The sequence below is a fragment of the Lactobacillus hominis DSM 23910 = CRBIP 24.179 genome (assembly GCF_000296835.1).
Lineage (GTDB): Bacteria > Bacillota > Bacilli > Lactobacillales > Lactobacillaceae > Lactobacillus > Lactobacillus hominis.
Genome location: NZ_CAKE01000004.1, coordinates 71,525 through 94,291 on the forward strand (window position 1 = coordinate 71,525; position 22,767 = coordinate 94,291).

Genomic DNA, 22,767 nt, shown 5'->3' on the forward strand with positions numbered 1-22,767 from the left:
CAATGAAAGCAAGTTGGCTATTTGATAAGCATCCCATTGTGGTTGACACAAAAATTGCAACTGCACTCGGGCTGAATGAAGCAATAGTTTTGCAACAGCTTAATTATTGGCTCCATTCGAAGTCAGCAAAAGAAATTAACGGGAAGTACTGGGTATACAACACTTACGATAACTGGAAAAAAGATAATTTTCCTTTTTGGAGCATTAACACAATTAGACGTGCTATTAGTAAGCTCAAAAAATCAGGCATTGTTTTAACTGGAAACTTCAACAAAGCCGGGTTTGACAACACTCGATGGTATTCAATTGATGAAACAAAGCTCAATGAACTAATGAGCAGACGATCTGCCCAAAATGAGCAGACGGTCTGCCCAAAATGGGTAGATGGAGAAGCCCAAAATGGGCAGACCAATACCAGAGATTATCCAGAGACTACTTCAGAGAATAAATATAATAGTGCATCTGACGATGCACACGCCCCTGAACCAAGTTCGCAATTAGAACAATGGCAAAAGGATTTTGAAACAGTATGGGCTAAATACCCTAAGAAACGTGGCAAGAAACAAGCTTGGAGTCATTACAAAGCATGGCGTAAAGCATCTAAGAAACACACTAATGCTTATATATCTCACAAGCTAGATTTATACATTGCACGTCTAGAGCGCGAGCATACTGACCCACAATTCATCCAAAATGGGTCTACATGGTTTAACGGTAGCTTCGATGATGAAGAAGAGGTAAGCATGCCTAAACAAGAATATGGTGGATTTAATCAAGATATGTTTGCAAACAACAATGATTCAAGCATGTATGACGATGATCTGCCGTTTTAAGAGGTGATATGAATGGTCAACGCCGAAAACGATGCACCTTATTCAAGAATGCTAGGAGTTAAACAAATTCCCAGTGATGAAATATGTCCTATCCATCACATTAATAAGATAAAAGTTATAGGATCACGCATAAAAATAGAACCCTATTGTCCTAAATGCGAATCTGAAGCCAGAGAAAAAGAGTTAGACCAATTAGCAGATAAGGTCAAAAAAGACTCATATTTGAGTTACTTAAAAATTTATTCGCTATTTGATAGGAAAGACACACTTAACTACACTTTTGACAACTTCAAAGTAGCCAAAGATAGCAAAGAAGAATTAGTTAAGAACATGGCTCGTAAGATTGCTGGCGAATACTATAAAGATAAAGATAAGAAATTTAATTCTTTATTCTTTGGTAAGTCTGGCACAGGTAAAACTCATTTAGCTATGGCTATCTTGAATGCTGTTAATTTAAATGCACAACCCATGCAAAGATGTTTGTTCTTTAGCGTCACTAAATTGCTTGACGCTAAAAGAGATTACTTTAATGATCCAGTTAACCATTTATGGTCAAAAGATTATACAGAGAGAGTCATTAAGGATGCCGATTTGGTTGTTCTTGATGATTTAGGCGCAGAGAGTGCAGCATCCCAAGCTAACAACTTTATTCAAGACACGATATTTAGTTTGTACGAATTAAATCAGCGAGTAATCACAACAACTAACCTATCGATGAATGAGCTAAAAGCTAAGTACCACGAACGACTAATCTCTAGGATTCTTGAAGGTGGCAAAGGACATCTAATAGATTTTACTAATTTAGCAGATAAAAGAATGGAGAAATAATGCTTTCAAAAGATCAAATTGAGTATAAGAAAATTGAAAATTTGAAATGCGAGCTTTATTGTGACAATTTTGAAAATTTTAAGCGTTATGGAATACCGAAAGCACAGTTAATTATCGCTGATATTCCCTATAACATAGGAAACAACGCCTATGCTTCTAATCCTCAATGGTATAAAGATGGAGAAATTGAAAACGGAGAAAGCAAGTTGGCTAATAGCAATTTCTTTAATCGTGATGAGGGATTTAACGTTGTCAACTTTATGAAGTTTGCACGTAAATTATTAATCAAAGAACCAAAAGAGACAGGTAAAGCACCAGCTATGATTGTATTTTGCTCATGGCAACAAATGCCTATGCTTATAGATCAAGCTAAAGAAGAGGGGTTCAAGCATGCATATCCATTGTTTTTCACTAAAAAGACTAGTTCTCAAGTGCTAAAAGCAAATATGCGTATTGTTGGAGCAACTGAGTTCGCGCTTGTACTATATCGTGATAAATTACCTAAATTTAACAATCACGGGCACATGGTATTAGATCACATGAAATGGAAGGTTGATGATGGATATCCAAAAATACATCCAACTCAAAAGCCTATTCCTGTCTTAAAACGATTAATTTCACTGTTTACAGATCCAGGCGATGTAGTGATCGACCCTACAGCAGGTAGTGGCTCAACATTAAGAGCTGCATCTGAATTAGGTAGAAATGCTTATGGCTTTGAAGTTGAACGTGATATTTACAACAAAGCACAAAGCCAGATGCTTAATCATGTGGAGTTGAATTTAATCTTGTGAGGAGAAATAAATGAAATACAATTGGTCAAAAATTGAAACAGTAATCGCTCGACCATCCAATTTATCATTTAAGGACATGTGTTATTTAGATAAAGAAAATTTTAAATGTCTGGTTTACGACTTAATAGATATCTTAGAAGACGATGTTCTTACTGAAGAGGGAAATAAGCAAATAAGGAGTGTTATTCCCACTTTGCTCAATACGCTATATGATGACGATACTTTTTGGAGAAAAGCTGATGAATGATGATTTAAGAAAAATAAAAAGAGCTAGCGATACTTTACTTGCGTTAACAGAACATCCCTCTAAGTTGAATAAATCAGGCGTACGGTTGATTAATCAAGCATTAACACTATTGCAAATGGTTACGTTAGACAGCAACTCTTGGAACCACTAGAAACAGGTAACACTTATGAATTTGATTGAGAAGATTCGTCAAGCAGATATAGATTGGGTAGCATTAACCGTTCTATCGATCATCTGTGGGATGATTTTAGGCTTGATTTGGTTAGTAGTGTTCGTTTTATGAAAATCAAGAGCGTTAAGTACAAGAAAGGCGAATGGTATTACGTCATGGAAGACGATTCGCTAGTCAAGATTGAATATGAGGAGAAAAAAGATGGAAAACCAAGAACAAACAAATGATATTGCTGTTGAGGTGGCAAATAAGTTTTTGGATGCACTTGAAGAATGGAACAACGATATCAATATGAATAGAGGTCTGTTTATGGACTCACTTATGATTGGGGATGCGCATCACGCTTATCAGGCAATGCAAAACCTTAATAATTTATGCGAACCCACTTGGTTGCAAGGCGATATCCAAATTGCAAAAGACCTGACTAAGTATTCTAATTGCTTGCAAGAAATTAGCAAAAGATTGAGTCACGCGATTTTATTAAACGAATTGAAGTTACAGCAAGAAAGGAATTAGAAATAATGTTCAATTTTTCACTGTTAGAAGGTAGATTAACAAAAGATCCAGAATTGAGAAATACAGGAAATGGTACGCCAGTTGCTAGTTTTACTTTGGCAGTTGATAGACCCAAGAGAAAAGACGGTACGCAACAAGCTGACTTTATCAACATTGTAGCTTGGAACAAGACTGCCGAGTTTCTTAAAAACTACTTTAAGAAAGGGGATGCGATTCAAGTACAAGGACGCATTCAAACCAGATCTTACGATGATAAGAATGGCAATAAAGTATTTGTTACAGAAATTATTGCTAACCAATTAGGATTCCCTATTACTCAAAGAGCGAATTCACAGACACAAGGTAATAGTAATACTAGTGGAAATGCAAATAATGCATCATATGCTGATCCATTTGGCACTAATCAATCATCTGTAGATATCAGCGATGCTGACTTGCCATTTTAGGGAGCTAATAAATGATTAAAGTAATGTCGATAGCTTGGTATTTGCTGATTGGAATCTTTTGGCTCGTATCATTATACATAGTTTTTTATGATGCATTTAATGTATTTTTTCCAAAAAGTATTAGAAGACAGAAGCTAATTCATGACATAATACCAGCATTAATTTTTACAGTAATCGCTTTGATTATAGCTTTATTGCCTAATTTCATTGGAGCAGCAATTCAATGGATTATTAGCCTATTACATTAAAAGGTGAGGTAAATGGCAAAATTTAATTATGAAGGTATACCTCAGGAATTACGCAAGCTTAGGCAATGGGGACTTTTCGAACTCAAATGGGTTCCAGCACGTAAGAAAAATACAAAAATCCCTATAAATCCTTATGATGGTTCGGCTGGTAAGTCTAATGATGTGAGTACTTGGTCAGACTTTGATACGGCTATTCGGGCTTTAAATAATATTGAGCGTGCAGATGGATTAGCATTTTACTTTGCTAATGGATATGTAGGCTTAGATATCGATCATATAGATAGTAATCTTGAAGACTGGAAAAATGGCGACACTGATCCTAATAATCTGGTTAATAAATTTCAAGATTTAACTAACAACACCTATATGGAAGTTAGTCAATCAGGTACAGGAATTCACGCAATTTTTAAAGGCAAAATTCCTGGCAAAACCCGTCACAAACTAGTCACATTTTTAAGCAAGTCGTCACATTGTTAGCAAACTACTAATTATAGTGCTAAAAATATATAAAATATGAATTGATACAAATCGCTGATGTGGAGGTAATTATTTATGGATATTCTTGAATTTAAATCTGAAATCGATAATGGAAATTTTAAATTTTATATTGTGAAAACTGGTTGGAGGGATATGGCGGATTGCGTTGTAAGTGATTACGACTTAGTTTTATCCAATTCGCCTGAGATTATTTTACCCACTTTAATTCATAAATATTTACGTTTACCTTGGGTTACTAGCGATCATGGATATTGGAAGCATCCGACTCCAGGTTTTGAAGTTACAGAACTTGATCTATCTTCTGATGATAGTAAGTTTTCTAATAAATATAGAGATCTGGAAAATTATCTGAAAGCGTATCAGGATGGTAATTGTAAAAATATCCGATCCATCCATACTTTGACTTATGATATTGAATCTAATGGCGTAAATGAAGAGTATGCGAAGCATGAAGTTATAAAATTTAACTTTAAAGTCCTTGATGAATTGATTAAGTCGGAAGATGAAACAATATCTAAGTGTAAAAAAGAAGCCCGTCAAAAGAAAGCGGATGCGAAATTCAATCAATTAGTTGATGATATTAGCCAATTATCAATTGCAAATAAGCAAAAGATCTTAGCGAAGTTAGTTAAATAGAAAGAATGGCAACGAGGAAAGGAGCTGTTATGTTAGGTTTTATTTATTATCATAAAGAGGATAAATAATAGCAAACTATGACTTTAAAGCAAAGCGATGAAAGAATAAACAATGATTTTATTTATAGAGATTAGGTGATTTGATGAAGGTTAAAACAGTAGGCGCATTTGATACCAATACACTTGACATTGAAATTAACAAATTTATCAGAGATAAGCATGTGGTTGATATTAAATTCAGTAGTTTTTTTGATGAAATAGACGGTGCCAATTTTTTGGCTCTTATTATGTACGAAGATTAGGAGAAACTTGATGAAAGATTTACTTAATTTTCATAAATGGAATCAACTTAATTGCGAGTACTGTATATTTGATGGCGATGAGGGTAAGTCATTTATTTACGATTTAGGTTTTGCAGAAGAAGAACTAACTATTATCAAAAGTCATGAAAGATATTGCTTGTATATCGTTGTTAATGATACAGCCGATCCTATCAATGGCATTCAAGAAAGATTCTCAACCGATATCAGCTTTTGCCCTAAATGCGGCAGGTATTTAGGGGAACAAATAAATTCAAAAAAGCAGCACATTTCGAATGAATTGACGCATTTTGAAATGCCTTATATCAAACAACCAGCACCCTACAATCATTTAGGTTTACCTCTGGAATATAGCAAAGAAGAAGCTATGGCGATTATGGAGCAGTGGTTGCATGTAAAATTTACTGAATTTAAATGGTATAAGCAATATGATACTCCAACTAACTGGTGCATTTTATCTGCTTACGGCAGAACTAAATAATAGATAAAGAAGGGAAAATAAAGATGAGATTAAGTCTTATTACACATAGAAAAAAAAGTTCATTTAAAGAAGGAGATGTTATTACGTTTTGGAATAACGGAGATGCCGATACTAACGCATCAGTGATAATTCGGAACAGCAATAACCCATGGGGTGCTGAGTATAGTGGAGCTTTCTTAGCAGGGGACTTGCATATGTCTCCTGGCACTGTGACACCAGATGGAAAAAATTCTAAATACACACAGGCGCTAGCTACAGCTGACGAAGTAGTGCAGGAATATAGAGCAAACTGGGATAATGTGGTAGTTGACCCGTCAAATGATTGGATACTTACTCTAAATAATGGTAATAAATAATGAAAACAAATAAAGTTTACTTAATTCAAGCTGACGACACGTTGATAGAAAATGCAATTCAAAATGCTATTATCATTGCGCCTAATAAGAAAGAGGCTGTTTCTAAATTTAGAAAAGAACTAGCTGACAATGAAGAATGTGACCAAGTTTATGATGGTAATTTCTTTAAATGCCGAAGACTAGATTTAACAGATCAACATGTATTCATTCAATATGGTGGTGATACATTTCGGTTCAGCGAAGTAGAAAGAGAGGAAATCTAGTGAGCTATTGGATTAGTTTGGTTAGCAATACTAAAGAGCATTATCCATTAGATGACGATGGTGTTCATTGCTCATGGAATTACAGTAATCTTTTCTCTGGATTGCCTTGTGGGTATGAAAGAGACTGGCAAGGAAAAATGGCAAAAGATTTGATTCCGTATGTTGTGCAAAGCTTATATATTTTAGAGGTATATGGCTTAGATGCAGATCTCAAGAAAAAATATGGCAAGTTAATTGCACAGTTTCAGCGTGACTATGGAGAAGTTTCAACTGTCGACGGTGCTAAATATATTTTAAAAGCATCAAAAGATATGTTTGAGCGACATCCAACTGGGATTGTTGTAGTTGAATGATAAGGCAGAAAAAGTATGCCTTTTATTATTTTTTAATTATCATTCGAACATGAGTTCTTTAAAATGAGGAGAAAAGAGTGAAATTTATAGATTTTTTTGCCGGAATAGGTGGTTTCAGATCTGGTTTGGAAAAATCAGGGCATGAATGCGTTGGATATGTTGAATGGGATAAATATGCACGCATGAGTTACCAAGCAATGTATAACACTGAAGGAGAATATAACGGAAATGACATCAAAGAAGTTAAAGGAGAAGAGTTACCAGATGCAACTATTTGGACTTTCGGAAGCCCATGCACCGATATCAGCGTTGCAGGACTGCAAAAAGGACTCATTGAAGGTAGTCAATCCTCCATGTTTTTTGAGATTATCAGATGCCTTAAAGAAAGGATTGAAAACAAGAAGACGCTACCTGCCTATCTACTCATGGAAAATGTTAAAGCTTTGCTATCCAGCAATGGAGGATGGGATTTTGCAAGGGTGTTCCTTGAAATGGACCAAGTCGGGTACGATGTCGAATGGGGAGTTATCAACTCTGCCGATGTCGTCGCTCAAAACCGAGAAAGAGTATATATTGTCGGACATCTTAGAGGGGGGGGTACGTACCCGACAAGTATTTCCTATCAACAGACAAAGTCAAAGCTTTGCTCGAACAAATGTAATTAAAATAAACCAGCCCAAACATCAATCTGAAATTGTTGTTTCTGATCAAGGGAAAAGTCCAACCCTTACGGCAACTGATTACAAACGTCCTTATAAAGTTGCAGTAAAACAAATTGGAAACTTCGTGAAAACCAATAGTTTTGGAGGCAATCCACAACGAGGGCGAGTATATGATCTTAATGGTATATCTCCTACTTTAACTACAATGCAAGGTGGCGACCGTGAACCTAAAGTTTTAGTAAGCGCAGTATTAACACCTGACAGGATTAATAAGCGGCAAAACGGACGTAGATTTAAAAATATTGATGAGCCTGAATTTACCTTGACTGGTCAAGATAGGCATGGTGTTTTATTAGATAATGGCAAATTTATTGCTATTAGAAAATTGACGCCTAAAGAGTGCTGGCGCTTGCAAGGATTTAGCGATGAACAGTTTGAAAAAGCTAAAGAAGCTGGTGTGAGTGACTGCCAACTATATAAACAGGCTGGTAATGCTGTAACTGTTCCAGTCATTGAGCAAATCGGAAAAAGGCTAGAGGTGATAGGAGAATGACTAGCACACGAAAGAGTGTTAACACTATAGTACTTTTGACTAATCGTATTGAAGAAAAGTATGGTTCAGTGATTAAATGCCCGCCTGATGATCCAGATAAACTGGCGTTGGATAAGATCGTTAAGGTACAAGCAATAGGTGAGCAAGCCTTATATTCGGACGGGGCCAAAAAAGCATCTTCTAAGTCTAAAAGAAAAACGGCTGTAAAGAGTAAAACCAGAAAGCGTGTAACCCAACCCAAAAAAGCTAAGCCTAAAGAAGAATCTGTATTAGAGACTGATGAAGCTGTTGCTTTTCAATTAATGCCACAAAAGAAAAAATTTAGTCTTTATACAGAAAAGCTAAAACTGATGGCAATAGCGGATGCTAAAAAAGGTATTCCTACTATGGAGATAGCCCTTAAAATGGATATTCCTAAAGCAACTATATCAATGTGGCTAAGAGGGGTATCTCATCCACCGCTATTTACCAATTGTTTAATTAATAAGCAAACCAAAGTTAAGATTTACTTTGAAACGCAAGCCACTTTACGAAACTGGTGTCGTTACAATCGAGCATCGTTTAGTTCTTTACTGAAAGGTAGCAATACCAAGTATGAACTAAAAGAAAATAGGTGGTATTGGTTCGAATTGCCGAACGGCGTCTTTTATAGGGTTAAGAATAAGCTATCTACCTATGTTAAGACTGATCCTAAAAGTTTTATGCAAGTAAGTATCCCAGAATTAATGATTTAATGAGGTAAACATGGAAGAAACAAAAGAAACTCAAGATGTTAGAAAATTCTTTGAAAAAGCATTAGAAATCAAAAATGAACGTGGTAAGAACTATGACAATGGTGGCAAATCTGCATTTGAAAGATCTATCAGCATGTATTCATCTAAGAATGAGGTTATGGTATCTACTTGGCCAGTTGTTCAAAAAGCCTCGCGCTTGATTACTTTAGCTGAAGAGCTTCAAGACAAGGACAAAATGAGCCAAGAAGAAGTCCATAAACTAGCAAGTTCTGCGACTGATACTAGTATTGATTTAGTCAATTATGTAGCTATGCAATGGGTAAGAAACATCCAACCATTATTAGATTTTAATAGTGAGGTTTCAAGTGACACTGACCACACTAAGTAAAAAACTAGATGAATTAAGGACCACTAAAGAAGTAAATGTCGTCATTCCAGGAGATCCTTTTGGCAAACAACGTCCAAAAGTGGTGGGCTATAAATATGGTCGCCCTCATGGTATTAAGCAAGCAAAAACCCGATTGTATGAAAATAAAGGACGTTTAGCTTGGCATAAAGCATATGATGGCCCGTACGATATACCAGATGAAGCTGAGCTAAGCTTGAAGGTGTACTATCCGGTTCCTAAGAGTTGGCCCAAGTATATGAAAAAGGCTGCTTTAGCCGGTATTGTCGAACCATATAAAAAAGGTAAAGGAACTCCTGATATAGATAATGTCGTTAAAATGATCATGGATTTACTTAACCCACAAAAAATGGGCAATAAGGTGATCCCTGAAACAGGGCTATATAAAGATGATGGTCAAGTTACTGTATTGCATGTTGAATGTCATTATAGTGATCTCCCCAGAGTAGAAGCTAAAGTTAAATTCAGAGAAAACCTTACTAAAGCAGTTATTAAAGAACTGGTTAAGAAATTTTGCGCTTAAATATTAAATACCGACGCAAAAGTCAATAGCTATTTGATTATATTTACATAATGGTTCAATAAATTAATTGCTAAGATAGTTAATGTACTAACGATAACAAAAAGAAAACATCTCAGTAAGCCTATAGTTCAATTGGTAGAACGCTCTACTATTACTGAAGTAGATATGAGGGTTCGAATCCCTTTAGGCTTATAGGATGCTTGCACATAAGCACATCAAATTTAACAAGAGAAAGAAGGAATCTCCTCTTTGTCCGTGTTATCCGCTGTGCAAGTATCCATTTTTATGGTGACGCTGGTGCAACGGGGACTGATAATCCCTCCAGCAATACTTCTTTCAAAAAGCCTACAGTTGCGTAAATAAGGCTGCTACCTTTTTTATTCAATTGAATCCCGGCGGTAATTCGCAAGGACAGAGTGAAAGAAAGCTCTTAGGGGAGAAGCAAGGAAAGGCGCATCATTGACTTAAAGCAAGCGCGGAATTGGGCAAATCAGAAGGACGAATTGTGATGTTTCGGTTACAAGTAAGTCCTCCGTAGCAAACAGATAGATTATCTATGTCTATTTGGAACCAAGCGTGCCGTTCGAAAGAACGATAGTAAGAATGCCTACTGATCTTGAAGTCTGGTAACAGACCATAAAGTTCCAGCGTTGTGCGAGTAGCTCAAACGGTCAGTTTTTTTAATATGAATATTACAGAAAAATATTACAATTAAAAGTATTCGTATATCGGGTGAAAGTTAGGGAGTAACCAGTCTCCGCTCTATCCTTAGAAAGCGCATGTCAGCTCACAGGTCGCTCTTGTGGGTACGAGATATGTTGATAGTAGCTTAATAAAGTCATGATGTAAGTCATCAGAGTCCTAATAAGACTCCACCATTATTTTGGCGATGTGGTCCAGTAGCAACGACAGCGGACTGTAAATCCGCCACCGAAAGGTTTCAGAGGTGCAAGTCCTTTCGTCGCCATACGCTTGAATACCTGCGGGTCTGAATGATGTGCACTATAAGTTCGGAGAAAAAGTATTCTAGTTTTGCATATTTAACGAATAGAAATATGCTGTGAAATAGTTCTTAATCAAAACTATTTGACAGATTGGTAGCAATCAACGGTTGCGAGGTGGTTCGATTCCACCTGTTGCTATAGTAGTTGATCTTTCGAGAGCTTTACAACTAAGTAAAAAGAAAGCGAGAATATGCGGAATTGGTAATTCGTATATTCATACCAAGTTAGTCACGGTGATCCGTGCATTTTGAAGGTAGTACAGGTGTACATCAAGTTGCCTTAGCTTGGTTTAGGTTCGATACCTTATATCTTCTTAGAGGAGTGTAGCCATTCCGACTAATGGCTACGTGCCGTGATCCATCGTGGTTTAGTCGCACGGAGAAGGTCAGAGTTAAGATTCTCTTTGATGGTAGCCCTCATGTGTAGAGATTGCCGACTACAAAATCTTTGCACCGGTAGCAAGTGGTGCCAGAGCATACACATCACATCACTTGCTATCATACAAGCTAGACTTAATTGACACTGCAAAAATAAAATATTTTTATGTTTGTTCAATTGATTAGACATCTTTTTTTCGGTCTAGCCTCAAATTCAATCATGAGCTCGGCTTTAGGCTGGGCTTTTTTCATACAAAAAGGGAGAACGTACGTTTTGACATCTACATTAACTGCAATCTGGCCTTTTACGGTCGCAATCTTTAATATATGGGCTATTTTTTACGCAATTAGAATTGGACTAACAGCAATTGTATGTCTGCTCAAGTTAATTAATGGCATTTTGAAATAAGCACAAAGGAAGAATAAATTGAAAAAACAAACAAAAGCCTACATTGAAGCACTTTTAGAAGATTATCCACATTACAGTATGTACAAAGCACAAAGAGAATTTGAGCTAAGACATCCCTATCAAGAACGAGATGAAAATGTAGGGGGAGGTAAAGCTCAATTCAAGAAAAACGATGCTGTAGATAGAATGCTGATTACTATTGACGAGGATAAGCGTTTAAACAGCTTATGGCGTGAACACTTTGCTATTCAAGTATGTTTTGAAGAAGCTACAGAAGATGTTCAAAAAATCGTTAAGTATCTATTCTTTACTGATGCTAAAGTGCGCAAGTATTACTCAATTAGAGAATTAGCAGAAGACAATAAATTAAGCTGTAGTTCAGCCACAGCATATCGTGAATTTAATCAGTTTCTCGAGGAAGTGGCTATTGAACTAGGATTACATGTTTAGGGAGGTGCTTAAATGCGTTTTTTTATTACCAAGAATGATTTAAATAAGATAACAATTAAGCAAGATAAAGAAATTAAGCAAGATAAAGAAATTAAGGAAAAAGATAAAAAAATATTCGAACTAAAAAGTGAAATTAAGCGGTTAAAAAAGAAGCAAGAAACTCCAAAAGAAAAAAGTTCTCTACCCAAATTTCCTGCTCCTAATATTTATCATGTTGAATTGTCTGATTATTTTGCCGAAAAGCGAGAATTAGATATTGCTACATCAAAAGACATAAAAGAATTGGACTATATAGAGAAAGTAGATGAAATATATACTTTGATACATAATAACTATTTCAACTGGACTACATGGGTTCAAGGCTTTAAAACTAAATATAATGATGGACATGTAGCGGAATATAAAGCAGTTCCAACGTTCTTTGAGGATGGCTATGTTACTAGCGCTCGGCAAATAGTAAAAAACGGTAAGTTGATTTTGGAGGAGCATAAATAAATGGGGCTATTTAGCAAGAAATGTAAGAAAGATGATTATGGTGGCGTATCAGATACATATATTAATAATAAAGAACTTGACCACCTTGAAATGAAAAATAAATTTTTGAATACCAAAATAAAGCTTCAGCAGCAAAAAATTGATGACTTAACATCGATTGTAAATAAGCGATTACAAAATATGGCTTCCACCAAAGCTCAAGAAAAAATAAATAATGTTTACACTATTTATTATGATTGGGGACAAAAAGATCATTTAGCAGCCATAGATGTATCTTCGAAAAAAGAACTAAATGATTTTATTGCTTATATTGAAAGCTCAAAGAAAGCAAAAGTATTTCATCAGATTTTTAGTCATAGTAGAAGTGTTACTAGAACATGGTCAGAAAATGAGGCAAGAAAAATAGTATATTCAGCATTCAAATGGTATGAATATTACGCTGAACCTAAGCTTTTACCGGATAACACATCCTTTTCTGTTGATGACTATAAAACTGCTGATATAGTGCTTTATCCAAACCGTATCATGATGGTGAAGCAGAAAGTAAAAGACGGCAAAGTAATAAATCCAACTATGGCTGATTGATAAGGAGAAACAATGTTAGAAGTATATTATTGGTATTTGCTAGTACCATGTCTTGCAATGGTGGTATTGGGATTAACTACAAAAAAATGGGAAAGAAGCATCTGGTCTTTTATCGGTCCTGCTTTATTGGCTGCGTTTAATACATATTTCTTGCTACCATCTAAGAATCTGTTGAGTATTATTGGTGGTAATTTCTTTTATACGTTAATTTTTGGCATAATTTATTGGATTATCTACACTGTTAGCGACGATTCATATAATGACTCTGATGACCATAAAGCAATTATCTTTTTATGCTCAGTCGTTCCAGTAGTACTTTGTTTTTTAATCTGGATTGGTGGAGCTTTGCATTCGTCTATGTCAGTAAGACCAACCTATGACTCAATCAGCAAAGAATATTCAAAGTCAACTGAGGCACCAACATTTAAGCGTGGAGAAACACCTATTGCATTGTCGCCTGTAACAGTGCTTAACAGGGTGCGTAAGAGCGCTTCAGATATTCCGCATAGCCAGTACTATTCAGTATCCAAGAACGTTCAGGCGCAATATTATAAGGGTAAGCCGGTATATGTGATCCCAATTGAATATAATGGATTCTTTGAAATGCGTAATGCTAAAACAATACCAGGGTATTTCATTATTGATGCCACAAAGCAAAATGCTACGCCTAAGTTTGTAAAACAGCCTTATAAATATGCTACTAGTGCTTATTTCAATAGAGATGCTAGCCGTCAAATTTATAGAAAAGCTAATAGCTGGTTATCTTTAGGCGCTCCACAATTAGAAATTAACGATAATGGTAAACCATATTGGGTACAAACCGTTTATAAATCGGAGTTTTTAAGTCATAGAGTTAACTTTGAAAAGCTCCATGTAGCTGTATTGGATGCTCAAACAGGCGACGTTAAGATTTACTCATTAAAAGGGATGCCTAAATTCATTGATGAGGGTATTACCACTGAAACAGCCGATCTAATCAACAGAGACTTCGGTAAATATAAGCACGGCTTCTGGAATGCTCATTTTGGTAAAACAGATGTAATTAAACCTACTGGAAATGGCGTAGAAGATGGAGTAACTTCAATCTTTAATAGAGATGGCTCAATTTCTTACTTCACTGATTTCACTACAGATAAGACTGGCTCTGATAGTGCTATGGGCTATTCAATGATTAATGCTCGTACCGGTAAATTAACTTACTATAAGGCAAGTAATTTGATGGATAGCGATGGTGCAATTCATAATGCTAACCAAGATTACAAAGCTCAACAATGGAAAGCTAATATGCCAGTGTTATACAACATCAACGGCAATCCTACATGGGTTATGACCATTTTAGATTCAACGCATGCAATTAGAGGATACTATTACTTAAACGCATCAGATCAAAGTATTTACGCTCAGGGAACTACTCCAATTAGTGCGTTAGATGATTATAGACAAGCGTTAGTAAATAACGGGGGAGTTAATAGCAATACAGCTAAAGCATCCTTCAAGAGGGTAACTGGTGTGGTAGACCGAGTAGCAATTGTTTCAAGTAAGAATAAGGCTATGTTTACGCTAAAAGGTAGCAATACCATTTACACGGTTAATACTAATGATTATGATTTTGCCAACTTAATTAGACCTGGAGATCAATTATCTTTTAAAGCTAGTGTGATTAATGGTAAATCAATTGGTAATATCTCAAGCTTAGAAAATAAGACATTGAAAAATTAACGGGGGCTATTTTTATGTCAGAAGAAAAAGAAACTCAAAGCAAAAGTATCGAAGAAGAAGCCAAGAAAATAGACGATGCTAAGAAAGTTCTATTAAAGCAAACAATTATGCATTGCAGAGCATCTGCTTATGATTCTTTAGCTGTATTAGCTTTGAAATACGGTGGCAAAGTAATAAAGGTCAAAACTAAAGACGAAACATTTTATGCCCTCTCTCATGGAATGGACTTTACTAAAAAACGCATAGATAGTTTTATTAAATTAGCTCGACTAAATACTGATTATATGAATTTTGTTACGGGCATTTTTAATGAGAGGATTATAGATAAGTTTCGTTTTAACAATTTTAGGGGTAATTTTATAGATCCAAGTAATTGGATAAAAGATAGATCTAATAACTATTCTGTGCCTGTTAAATATAAGGCTTATCCTAAAGTTATTAAATTGTATGATATTGTTTCAGCCGAATTAATTTATGATTTGGCAAAAGATGCTAAAAGGCAGAGTAGAATCTTAAGTAATGATAACTTTGAAAAAATAAGCCAAATATTTATAGGTATGCGTTTTAGCTCTGAAATGTTGTGCTGAGAGAGCAATTATACAGTCTTTAAAATTTGATTAGGTCAATAATTAATCGAACTAGTTAATTGCTACCGGACAGGCAGAAAAGAAATAATCGCTAAAGAGAAAAATAGTGGGGATGTATTTGTGGAAAGTACATGGATATATTTTTGGTGTGGCTGTTTATTCGTTGGACTATTTTTTAATATTCAAAACATTTTAGATGTTTGTGGTGCAAAATTCAGGTACAAGCTTATTATTTATGTCTTGTATGGCATCATTTGGTACTGGATTTGTTCACGGATACTTATTTAAATGGGGGATATTAAATTGAATATAAAAAACGCTTTGATTGCTAATATTGATGATTTAGAAAATGATAATGCGACTGTTATGAATGCTGATGCTGGAGGAGATATAGGGAAGTTGGATGTGTACCTTGATGATTTAAGAAATGAAATAATTATCACAGGTTCAAGTCTTGAAATCCTTAAAAAGCCCGCTCATGTAATTCCAGAAAGAGATTTTAAAAAGTAAAAAAAGCATGCTTTTTTAGTAGGGAGTAATAAATGAAAGAAATAGCTAGTATATCGAAAAATGGTTGCGTAAGAGCTTATGGCTTTTATAATAGCTTCTATCTTGAAGTGCCCCAAGAATATGTAGATAAGTTTATGAGTGTTCGCGAGAAAGAAAATGGCAAAAAAACTGATGGATTTTTTATCATTAATGATGATTTAGGAATTTTTGCTTATAAATCAAGATAAAAAAGCATTCTTTTTTAAACGGGGGGGAGTATTTTTATTTTTGAAAAAATACCGTGCTTAATTTTTATAGGGGGTATTTTCTCACCGAGGAGTAATTTTTCTAAGCCCCTTAAATTTTGATGGGGGCTATTTTTGTCAGCTTAAAAATTAATAGGGGGGATATTTTTGAACGGGGGAGTACTTTTGACAAAACCTAACATTTCTTTTTTGAATGTCACATATAAAGCAATAGACAAAGAGATAGACAACAAAGAACAAGCATTTTTATGCAAGCTTGCTTTTGATAATGCATACGATAAGATAAGATTACTGTCTGTAAAAGCTGGTCATTGCTGGTTATGTGCTTTTCGTGATTTATACAGAAAAGAGTATGAGCCTTACTTGCCATACAAGGAAGTAAATGTCTATAGCTTGCATCCCCCTGTTAAAATTGATGTATTGCGCTGTATTTGATCGTGCAATGCATTTCAATGATGATATGGACTTTATAATGTCGCCTTATGGTTGGCACTATCATTTCAAATGGAAAGATTACGACATAGAATTCCAATATCCTAAATGTATTTGTGGTAAAGATTTAATTAAGGAGTTGCAAGAAGTGGCGAAGAGGATTAAAACTAAAAGGCCGATTGAAAAGCTTAAAAAGGATAAACCCAACTTTTCACAATTTAAAGCAAGTAAATCAATAATTGATATGATCCATGAAAGAGCAAAAAGGTTGAAACAATCGATTGATATGATTAGTGAAGCTCTTTCACAGATAAAGATGTCTAGTAGCTTAAACAATGCTAGTAGCAAAAAGAGAATGCAATATATAAAAAAAGAAACTAGGAGCTAAATAATGCAATATAACATGTTTTTATCTGGCGCTGTTGCTAAGGCTTGGCGTCAACTAGGGATGCCTGGCAAGTTGAGAGAACAGTACGACTATAAACCACAAGTGATTTGGTATAACTACACGGCTGGTAATAACAAGATGGTATTTTTCTTTGATGCGTATATGGACCCTTGCGAAGTAAGTAATAAGATCATTGAGGCTACTTATATTGCGTCAGAAAATGTTATTGCTATTGATATTTACAATTTAGAAAGTCATAACAGCTATAAACTATAAAAATTTAACAAAACTAAAAAAGCATGCTTTTTCAAAGGGACAAAAGCCAAAAAAAGCATGCTTTTTCAATACACAAGCAAAATTTTTCTAAAAAAAGCATGCTTTTTCAAAATAAAAACGAAAAAAACAAAAATTTTCAAAAGTAAAAAAAGCATGCTTTTTTAAAGAGGGCCTATATAGGCAAAATTAGCCAAAAATCGACATTTTTCTTTTTTTACATCATCAAAAATTAAAAAAATATTAAAACTCGTATAGATATGCATATAGTTTTAGACCAATTTTGAAAATGCATTTTTAGCTAAAAATAGTGCTTGACTTCCCTATAATACCGCTCTATATTTAAGCTGTTCTCACGTGAGACGGAACACGGGCGGAATGTTCAAAAACTAAAAACCGTATATCTAATATTTTCAATATTTAATGTGATTTTTATTTTCAGCGAAAATAAAATTCAAAAAAAGTATTGACAATCCGTTATAACGGATTTATGATATATGTGTAAGTTGAAAGAGGAAAAAGATGCGGGAACATCTTAAATTTCAACTTAAAGGAAAACACAAGAAAAAGAGGTTTTTAAAATGGAAAATATTTTTACACAATACGCAATTATTAAAACTATTAAAAATAATATTGATGATTATGAAGGTGTTGATGAACATACTTTTGAAGATGCTTTTAAAGATATGTTTGGCGGTGGTCTTGTGCTTGACTCACAAGAAGCAAAAAACGAACTACAAAAATATGGTATTTGGAATGCTTTAAAAGATGTTAAAGCAGAAGGCCTTATTATTGAGGCCGACCCTGAAGACTTAGCAAGACAACTACTATATGTAAATGCGGAGCCAATTTTTGAAACTTGCTTTACAAATGCGCCGGCTTTCATTGGTTTTGATAGTTGTTTGAGTGTAGAAAATGTTAAGGCTTTTAAGGAAGCTTTAAATGAATTATGAGAGGTGTTTTTTATTGGTTTTATCAGAAAATGAGATGATTAAGCGCCATCGAAAAAGTAATAGTAAGTGGAATAGCGGAATAAATGAACGAGCGGAAGCAGGCGACCCTGAAGCAATCGCATATAGAGCTAAAAGACGCTATAACCAAAAATTTAGTACAGCTAAAACTTTTATAAATAAGGTCGGTAAAACTGAAGATATAAAAGAGCTAAAAGGCTTGATAGATAAGCGCTTAAAGCATGAACAAAAATAATTTTAAAAAAAGTATTGACAATCCGTTATAACGGATATATGATATATATGTAAGTTGAAAGAACAACAAAAAAAGCCCAGTGCGGGAACACTGAGCCAGCATGTTCAAAAACTTAAATCGGAAAACACAAGCAGACCAGAGGTCTTTTAATTTTGAACACATTTATAGTAACAAAAATTAAGCCTCTAGTCTAGTGAAAAATAGAATAGAGGTTTTTAAAATGGAAAAAATTAGTGTACATATGGACTTAGACAAATCTAAATTAGAAAAAAAGTTCGAGTTTGCTAAATATGATGATATGGAAGACTTAAATCACTGTGACCGTCACAGTTTCTACGGTAAGGCGTATAAGACTGTAACAAAAAGATATGAAGCTTTATATAGCTATGACACATTAATTTGTGTATATGATAAGTTGAAAAATATTTTACACGTAAGTAAGTACTACTGGAATTACAGTGCTACCACAAGAAGGCATCAAATCGGTTTTTTAGATGATGTTTTTGGAGATCCAATTTCAGGAGATATATACCAGCGCTTGAGCTTAGAAGGTAAATATAGATAATTGGAGGCGTTAAAAATGAAAATGCTTTTTTTAGATGATAGCAGCTGTAAAGAAGTGTACTGTATAAATCCCGATCACGAAAAAGAGTATATAGGTAAATTGATCTTTGATGAAGATCAAAACGCGTGGGCTCTGTGGTACTGGGACAATTCCACTGGTGATGAAGGTGTGACATATACTGAAGACTTAGAAGAAGATTATAAAAATTATTATGCTGAACAAATGCAAAAATAAAATTCAAAAAAAGTATTGACAATCCGTTATAACGGATATATGATATATGTGTAAGTTGATAGAGGAAAAAGATGCGGGAACATCTTAAATTTCAACTTAAAGGAAAACGCAAGCAGACCAGAAGACTTTTAAAATAGAGAAAAAGCACTTCTGGTCTAGTAGAAAAGATTAGGAGTGTTTTTATTATGAGCGAATATTTATTATCTGAAAAAACAATTATTGAAACTATTAAAAATAATCTTGATGGACGTACAGGAATTTATAACTACACATTTCAAGACGTGCTAGACGATGTTTTTAATATTGATGAATACATTATCGGATATGAAGAAGCAGAACAAGCTTTACAAGAATACGGCGTGTTCGATGCACTGAAAGAAGTACAACAATTTGACCTAGAAAACTATGGTAAATGGGTAACAGATTACGCCGACTCTGAAAAGGTAGCAAACACTTTAGCCTACATTCTTGCAAACCGTGTTTTTGATACATGCTTAATCAATGCACCTGGATTTTTAAATTTTGATAGCGAATTAACACCGCAAAACGTTAAATACTTTAAAGAAGCATTAAATGAAATGTAGAGGTGCAAGCATGCTAGATATTTTGTTAATTATTATATGTTCGTTTGTTGCTGGCTTGTTTGTCGGAAGTAAGAAGTTTAGAGAATTTGTGGGGTTTTAACTATGGACTATAAAAGAATGGCTTTAAAATTTGTCGGTGAATATTGTAACGGAATTCAAGCACAAGAATTAAGGGCGGAAACGTGTGAATATTTTATCTATATAAAATGTGCAAGAGCTTATACGGACTGCTCGAATTTAGGATTATCAAGAGACTTGAACAACGGCGAAAAATCTTATCTAAGTAAAGTAGTTAAAGGTATAAAGCAAGGCGCTTTATACGAGGCAATGTGGTTTTAAAAAATAATAAATAAAAATTTAGTGAGGTAAATAGAAATGAAAAAATTAGTATTAAGTTTAGTTGTTTTAGTTGGTTTATTATTCGGTTTAAATAGTCAAGCACATGCAGCGGTAGACAATGACGGCGCTTATTACGATGATTGGTGTACAGTTGCACAACAACAAAATAACTCTATCCTTAATTTCGATTCACTCGGACAAAACGGCTTTTCTTACAATCTTGATAAAAACACCGACGGAAGTGTTAAAGGACTTACCGCGGCTTGGTCAACACCTGAAACGCACAAAGAACAAAAGCTAATCTTGTTTAGTGGTAAAGATAGACTTATCACAGTTCACATCGTGGGCAACTACTACATCTTTAAAGTCAGCTACTATAAACCGATGTATCACTTTAACTTAAAGCTTTTAAGCGATCCTGAAGCGGGTTCGGTTTACAGCGTACAACTTAACGCATACTAAAAATTTTAAAAAAGAGGTATTAAAAATGAAATTGAAAAATATAATTTTAAGCAGTGTAGCAATTTTAAGTATGGGTTTAAGTGCACTAAGTCCAGTGGTACAAGCTGATACATATACAGATGACGAAATAACGAACGAGTTTAAAGAGGACCGGGCAAGAGCAACGCAAAAAGAAGCGGGCGAACTTGGTTTTTACCCAGATCTAGCCACTGATACAAATGACCATTCAGCGGGTAACCCTTGGAATTCGAATGTTTGCCGACACTTCCACTTTAAAAAGGGCGTGACATATGTAGACACTAAACGTGGTTTATCTTTTAAGCTAAAAAAAGAAGATAACTTTGGCGACGGCTATATATATAGCTTTATCATCAAAAGCATACACGCCTCATATATCGACTACGGGGAGAACGATAACGAAGATGGGCAGAGCTTTGCCACTAGTGTGAGCCTAGAAACTGATGAAAGTACCAAGCTTAAGAAACTACCCGAGATAGACGGGGACAAGGTGCAAGCCTTCCACTTCGAAAACGGTGTAAACTATGTAGACAAGAAAAATGGCGTTTCTATCTTCTTTATAGCTTTTGCAGGGAACGACTTCGACAACGGCGACACGTACAACTTCACCTTTTACAGCAAGAAAAAATTTGTGAGCGATTATGAAGAGAGTGACGATGTCATCATACCACCAGCAAGCAAGAAAGATGAAGAGCGCAAGGAAAGTTATAAAGTAGTAGACAAGATCAACACCAGTGAAAGTGGCGTGTGGTAAAAAAACGGGGGTTATTATTATGACTGTATATGATGAGTTAGCACAAGCACTAGATAAGGCAACACAAGTTATAAACCTTGATAACGAAGACAGCTTGACCGTTGAAAGGGATGCAAGCTATAGAGGCTGTTACAAGGTCCGTATTGATTGGCAGGCAGGCTATGAGGGCAACGGCTTGGAGTGGATGACGCTAAAAGATTTATACTGTGAAAATATAGACAACGTGCAAATTAACAAAGTTTTAGCGAAGTTTAGAGAGAAGATTTTTAATTAAAAAGCGGGCAAGAGTTAGATCAAGTCAAAACGTGGCTAGATGCAAGAGTTAGAGAGCTAGAAGGTGTAAGTGATGATTAGTACTATAGCAAGTGTCTTGGTTACTGTGTCAAGCATATACTTTGTATGTAGACTCATATATATACTATATGATAAGTAAGGTAGATAAGTATAAGACCAGTTCACGGAGGTTATATAGCTCGGTGGGCTGGTCTTTTTTTATGCCTATTTATAGAACATACATTCGTAATATTAAGCAAGTGTATATAGTTAAGTACATACACGCAAGCACGCTAAGCAAGTGAGTATATATCTACGTACTGTGTGTGTCATGTCGCATGTGGTGGCAAGCACGTCACTATATACATGTTGTTCTTTTGTATCTTTGCTTTGAGAAAAATTTGAGAAAATCAGAACACATTTTTGTGTTATATTTGTATCATAAAGTTTTGTAAGTAAAGCAAAATAAATTTAATATTTTTCTTCTTAAGTCTTAACGCATTATAAACGCGTTTAAGGCTTTTTATTTTGCTTAAGTATGAAAAGTATATCAAGCGATTAGATCATGACAGAACGCAAGTATAAGACAAATAATAACGAATTCTATCACTCCAAAGAGTGGCGAAGACTACGCAAGCAAGCATTAGATAGAGATCATAGATTGTGTCAAGTATGCTTACGCAAAGGCAAACTCACATTCGCAACGACGGTACACCACATAAAGCCCATTCGAGCCTTTAAAGGGCAAAAACTTGAGCTAGATAACCTTTTAACAGTTTGTCCGGCTTGTCACAACTCTTTACACCGTGAAAAACCGATGGATTTGCGCAAAAAAAATAGGCAGCTAAAAAATTATACCAATTCTGTTAAAACGTTTAGACCAAACCCGGACAATTTTTAATCGAAAATCGTATAGGTACCCCCCCCGGGGTCAAAAACGTTGATATGACAACATCGGTGGAGCGGTGCAGGCCAAGACTTCACGATAAA

38 protein-coding genes, 2 tRNA genes and 2 pseudogenes are annotated in these 22,767 nt (G+C 35.0%); all 42 read left to right on the forward strand.

The genetic code is table 11. The annotated features are described in order from the left end of the window. The first annotated feature begins 2 nt into the window (after positions 1-2). The 42 genes and pseudogenes from BN55_RS03465 (at position 3) to BN55_RS09715 (ending at position 22,678) form a co-directional block, all read left to right on the forward strand. Positions 3-833: a hypothetical protein gene (locus BN55_RS03465; RefSeq protein ID WP_008470393.1), complete on the forward strand. Its 831-nt coding sequence runs from the start codon at positions 3-5 to the stop codon at positions 831-833. A 12-nt stretch (positions 834-845) separates the two neighbouring features. After that, positions 846-1,661, forward strand: coding sequence for a DnaA ATPase domain-containing protein (locus BN55_RS03470; RefSeq protein WP_008470394.1), 816 nt, complete (start codon positions 846-848; stop codon positions 1,659-1,661). Beyond that, positions 1,661-2,455 (forward strand): DNA-methyltransferase, encoded by a 795-nt coding sequence (locus BN55_RS03475; RefSeq protein ID WP_008470396.1) that lies wholly within the window; start codon positions 1,661-1,663, stop codon positions 2,453-2,455. The genes BN55_RS03470 and BN55_RS03475 overlap by 1 nt, the downstream gene beginning before the upstream one ends. Positions 2,456-2,465: 10 nt before the next feature. Then, positions 2,466-2,702 (forward strand): hypothetical protein, encoded by a 237-nt coding sequence (locus BN55_RS03480; RefSeq protein WP_008470397.1) that lies wholly within the window; start codon positions 2,466-2,468, stop codon positions 2,700-2,702. Beyond that, the gene (locus BN55_RS09940; protein WP_008470398.1) at positions 2,695-2,853 is read left to right on the forward strand and encodes a hypothetical protein; all 159 of its coding nucleotides are present in this window, start codon (positions 2,695-2,697) and stop codon (positions 2,851-2,853) included. Before BN55_RS03480 ends, BN55_RS09940 begins: the two co-directional genes overlap by 8 nt. 222 nt (positions 2,854-3,075) lie before the next feature. Next, on the forward strand, positions 3,076-3,390 hold the full coding sequence (locus BN55_RS03490; protein ID WP_040469203.1) for a hypothetical protein: 315 nt from the start codon (positions 3,076-3,078) through the stop codon (positions 3,388-3,390). A 5-nt stretch (positions 3,391-3,395) separates the two neighbouring features. Beyond that, positions 3,396-3,836, forward strand: a complete 441-nt coding sequence (locus BN55_RS03495) for a single-stranded DNA-binding protein (RefSeq protein ID WP_008470403.1) — start codon at positions 3,396-3,398, stop codon at positions 3,834-3,836. Between the two features lie 11 nt (positions 3,837-3,847). Beyond that, complete coding sequence (locus tag BN55_RS10210; RefSeq protein WP_008470404.1) at positions 3,848-4,084, forward strand: hypothetical protein; 237 nt, start codon at positions 3,848-3,850, stop codon at positions 4,082-4,084. 12 nt (positions 4,085-4,096) lie between these two features. Continuing rightward, positions 4,097-4,525 (forward strand): annotated as a pseudogene (locus BN55_RS03505) (phage/plasmid primase, P4 family); the annotation flags it as partial. Between the two features lie 111 nt (positions 4,526-4,636). Then, positions 4,637-5,218 (forward strand): hypothetical protein, encoded by a 582-nt coding sequence (locus BN55_RS03510; RefSeq protein WP_008470406.1) that lies wholly within the window; start codon positions 4,637-4,639, stop codon positions 5,216-5,218. A 142-nt stretch (positions 5,219-5,360) separates the two neighbouring features. Beyond that, on the forward strand, positions 5,361-5,519 hold the full coding sequence (locus tag BN55_RS09945; protein ID WP_008470407.1) for a hypothetical protein: 159 nt from the start codon (positions 5,361-5,363) through the stop codon (positions 5,517-5,519). Positions 5,520-5,529: 10 nt separating this feature from the next. Then, the gene (locus BN55_RS03515) at positions 5,530-6,018 is read left to right on the forward strand and encodes a hypothetical protein (protein ID WP_008470408.1); all 489 of its coding nucleotides are present in this window, start codon (positions 5,530-5,532) and stop codon (positions 6,016-6,018) included. Between the two features lie 194 nt (positions 6,019-6,212). Next, complete coding sequence (locus tag BN55_RS09950) at positions 6,213-6,374, forward strand: hypothetical protein (protein WP_155817377.1); 162 nt, start codon at positions 6,213-6,215, stop codon at positions 6,372-6,374. Further along, positions 6,374-6,637: a hypothetical protein gene (locus BN55_RS03525; RefSeq protein WP_008470410.1), complete on the forward strand. Its 264-nt coding sequence runs from the start codon at positions 6,374-6,376 to the stop codon at positions 6,635-6,637. The genes BN55_RS09950 and BN55_RS03525 overlap by 1 nt, the downstream gene beginning before the upstream one ends. After that, complete coding sequence (locus BN55_RS03530) at positions 6,637-6,990, forward strand: hypothetical protein (RefSeq protein WP_008470412.1); 354 nt, start codon at positions 6,637-6,639, stop codon at positions 6,988-6,990. Before BN55_RS03525 ends, BN55_RS03530 begins: the two co-directional genes overlap by 1 nt. A 77-nt stretch (positions 6,991-7,067) precedes the next feature. Continuing rightward, positions 7,068-8,205 (forward strand): annotated as a pseudogene (gene dcm, locus BN55_RS10370) (DNA (cytosine-5-)-methyltransferase). Next, positions 8,202-8,939 (forward strand): hypothetical protein, encoded by a 738-nt coding sequence (locus BN55_RS03540; RefSeq protein ID WP_008470417.1) that lies wholly within the window; start codon positions 8,202-8,204, stop codon positions 8,937-8,939. The pseudogene dcm and the gene BN55_RS03540 overlap by 4 nt, the downstream one beginning before the upstream one ends. A 10-nt stretch (positions 8,940-8,949) precedes the next feature. Continuing rightward, the gene (locus BN55_RS03545; RefSeq protein WP_008470418.1) at positions 8,950-9,327 is read left to right on the forward strand and encodes a hypothetical protein; all 378 of its coding nucleotides are present in this window, start codon (positions 8,950-8,952) and stop codon (positions 9,325-9,327) included. Then, positions 9,305-9,868 carry a RusA family crossover junction endodeoxyribonuclease gene (locus BN55_RS03550; RefSeq protein WP_040469205.1) on the forward strand — a complete coding sequence of 188 codons (564 nt, stop codon included), beginning with the start codon at positions 9,305-9,307 and terminating at the stop codon, positions 9,866-9,868. Before BN55_RS03545 ends, BN55_RS03550 begins: the two co-directional genes overlap by 23 nt. Before the next feature lie 117 nt (positions 9,869-9,985). Next, positions 9,986-10,060: transfer RNA gene (locus BN55_RS03555), tRNA-Asn, on the forward strand. A gap of 693 nt (positions 10,061-10,753) precedes the next feature. Beyond that, positions 10,754-10,835: transfer RNA gene (locus tag BN55_RS03560), tRNA-Tyr, on the forward strand. 688 nt (positions 10,836-11,523) lie between these two features. Next, positions 11,524-11,658 (forward strand): hypothetical protein, encoded by a 135-nt coding sequence (locus BN55_RS10315; RefSeq protein WP_260319448.1) that lies wholly within the window; start codon positions 11,524-11,526, stop codon positions 11,656-11,658. 18 nt (positions 11,659-11,676) lie between these two features. After that, positions 11,677-12,108: a phage transcriptional regulator, RinA family gene (locus BN55_RS03565; RefSeq protein ID WP_008470422.1), complete on the forward strand. Its 432-nt coding sequence runs from the start codon at positions 11,677-11,679 to the stop codon at positions 12,106-12,108. A gap of 12 nt (positions 12,109-12,120) precedes the next feature. Then, positions 12,121-12,603, forward strand: coding sequence for a hypothetical protein (locus BN55_RS03570; protein WP_008470424.1), 483 nt, complete (start codon positions 12,121-12,123; stop codon positions 12,601-12,603). Then, complete coding sequence (locus tag BN55_RS03575; protein ID WP_008470426.1) at positions 12,604-13,188, forward strand: hypothetical protein; 585 nt, start codon at positions 12,604-12,606, stop codon at positions 13,186-13,188. Positions 13,189-13,200: 12 nt separating this feature from the next. Next, entirely contained in the window at positions 13,201-14,907 is a 1,707-nt protein-coding gene (locus BN55_RS03580) for a hypothetical protein (RefSeq protein WP_008470428.1), read from the forward strand. Between the two features lie 14 nt (positions 14,908-14,921). Beyond that, positions 14,922-15,494 carry a hypothetical protein gene (locus tag BN55_RS03585; RefSeq protein ID WP_008470429.1) on the forward strand — a complete coding sequence of 191 codons (573 nt, stop codon included), beginning with the start codon at positions 14,922-14,924 and terminating at the stop codon, positions 15,492-15,494. Positions 15,495-15,797: 303 nt separating this feature from the next. After that, the gene (locus BN55_RS03590; RefSeq protein ID WP_040469206.1) at positions 15,798-16,004 is read left to right on the forward strand and encodes a hypothetical protein; all 207 of its coding nucleotides are present in this window, start codon (positions 15,798-15,800) and stop codon (positions 16,002-16,004) included. 32 nt (positions 16,005-16,036) lie between these two features. Next, positions 16,037-16,231 carry a hypothetical protein gene (locus BN55_RS03595; protein ID WP_008470432.1) on the forward strand — a complete coding sequence of 65 codons (195 nt, stop codon included), beginning with the start codon at positions 16,037-16,039 and terminating at the stop codon, positions 16,229-16,231. 165 nt (positions 16,232-16,396) lie between these two features. Then, positions 16,397-16,684 carry a hypothetical protein gene (locus BN55_RS03600; RefSeq protein ID WP_008470433.1) on the forward strand — a complete coding sequence of 96 codons (288 nt, stop codon included), beginning with the start codon at positions 16,397-16,399 and terminating at the stop codon, positions 16,682-16,684. Positions 16,685-16,721: 37 nt separating this feature from the next. Further along, the gene (locus BN55_RS03605; RefSeq protein WP_147614478.1) at positions 16,722-17,069 is read left to right on the forward strand and encodes a hypothetical protein; all 348 of its coding nucleotides are present in this window, start codon (positions 16,722-16,724) and stop codon (positions 17,067-17,069) included. Between the two features lie 3 nt (positions 17,070-17,072). Then, positions 17,073-17,345 (forward strand): hypothetical protein, encoded by a 273-nt coding sequence (locus BN55_RS03610; protein WP_008470435.1) that lies wholly within the window; start codon positions 17,073-17,075, stop codon positions 17,343-17,345. Positions 17,346-17,923: 578 nt separating this feature from the next. Continuing rightward, positions 17,924-18,295, forward strand: a complete 372-nt coding sequence (locus BN55_RS03615; protein ID WP_008470437.1) for a hypothetical protein — start codon at positions 17,924-17,926, stop codon at positions 18,293-18,295. Between the two features lie 13 nt (positions 18,296-18,308). After that, a complete protein-coding gene (locus BN55_RS03620; protein WP_008470438.1) occupies positions 18,309-18,548 on the forward strand; it encodes a Protein of unknown function in 240 nt (79 codons plus the stop codon). A 220-nt stretch (positions 18,549-18,768) separates the two neighbouring features. Continuing rightward, a complete protein-coding gene (locus BN55_RS03625; protein WP_008470439.1) occupies positions 18,769-19,113 on the forward strand; it encodes a DUF8033 domain-containing protein in 345 nt (114 codons plus the stop codon). Between the two features lie 15 nt (positions 19,114-19,128). Continuing rightward, the gene (locus BN55_RS03630) at positions 19,129-19,347 is read left to right on the forward strand and encodes a hypothetical protein (RefSeq protein ID WP_008470440.1); all 219 of its coding nucleotides are present in this window, start codon (positions 19,129-19,131) and stop codon (positions 19,345-19,347) included. A 185-nt stretch (positions 19,348-19,532) separates the two neighbouring features. Beyond that, complete coding sequence (locus tag BN55_RS03635; protein WP_008470441.1) at positions 19,533-19,931, forward strand: hypothetical protein; 399 nt, start codon at positions 19,533-19,535, stop codon at positions 19,929-19,931. 102 nt (positions 19,932-20,033) lie between these two features. Further along, on the forward strand, positions 20,034-20,270 hold the full coding sequence (locus BN55_RS03640; RefSeq protein WP_008470444.1) for a hypothetical protein: 237 nt from the start codon (positions 20,034-20,036) through the stop codon (positions 20,268-20,270). A 36-nt stretch (positions 20,271-20,306) separates the two neighbouring features. Next, positions 20,307-20,732: a hypothetical protein gene (locus tag BN55_RS03645; protein WP_008470445.1), complete on the forward strand. Its 426-nt coding sequence runs from the start codon at positions 20,307-20,309 to the stop codon at positions 20,730-20,732. Between the two features lie 25 nt (positions 20,733-20,757). Then, positions 20,758-21,504: a hypothetical protein gene (locus tag BN55_RS03650; RefSeq protein ID WP_008470446.1), complete on the forward strand. Its 747-nt coding sequence runs from the start codon at positions 20,758-20,760 to the stop codon at positions 21,502-21,504. A gap of 19 nt (positions 21,505-21,523) precedes the next feature. Continuing rightward, complete coding sequence (locus BN55_RS03655) at positions 21,524-21,778, forward strand: hypothetical protein (RefSeq protein ID WP_008470447.1); 255 nt, start codon at positions 21,524-21,526, stop codon at positions 21,776-21,778. A gap of 564 nt (positions 21,779-22,342) precedes the next feature. Then, positions 22,343-22,678 (forward strand): HNH endonuclease, encoded by a 336-nt coding sequence (locus BN55_RS09715; protein ID WP_040469210.1) that lies wholly within the window; start codon positions 22,343-22,345, stop codon positions 22,676-22,678. Positions 22,679-22,767: the final 89 nt, after the last annotated feature.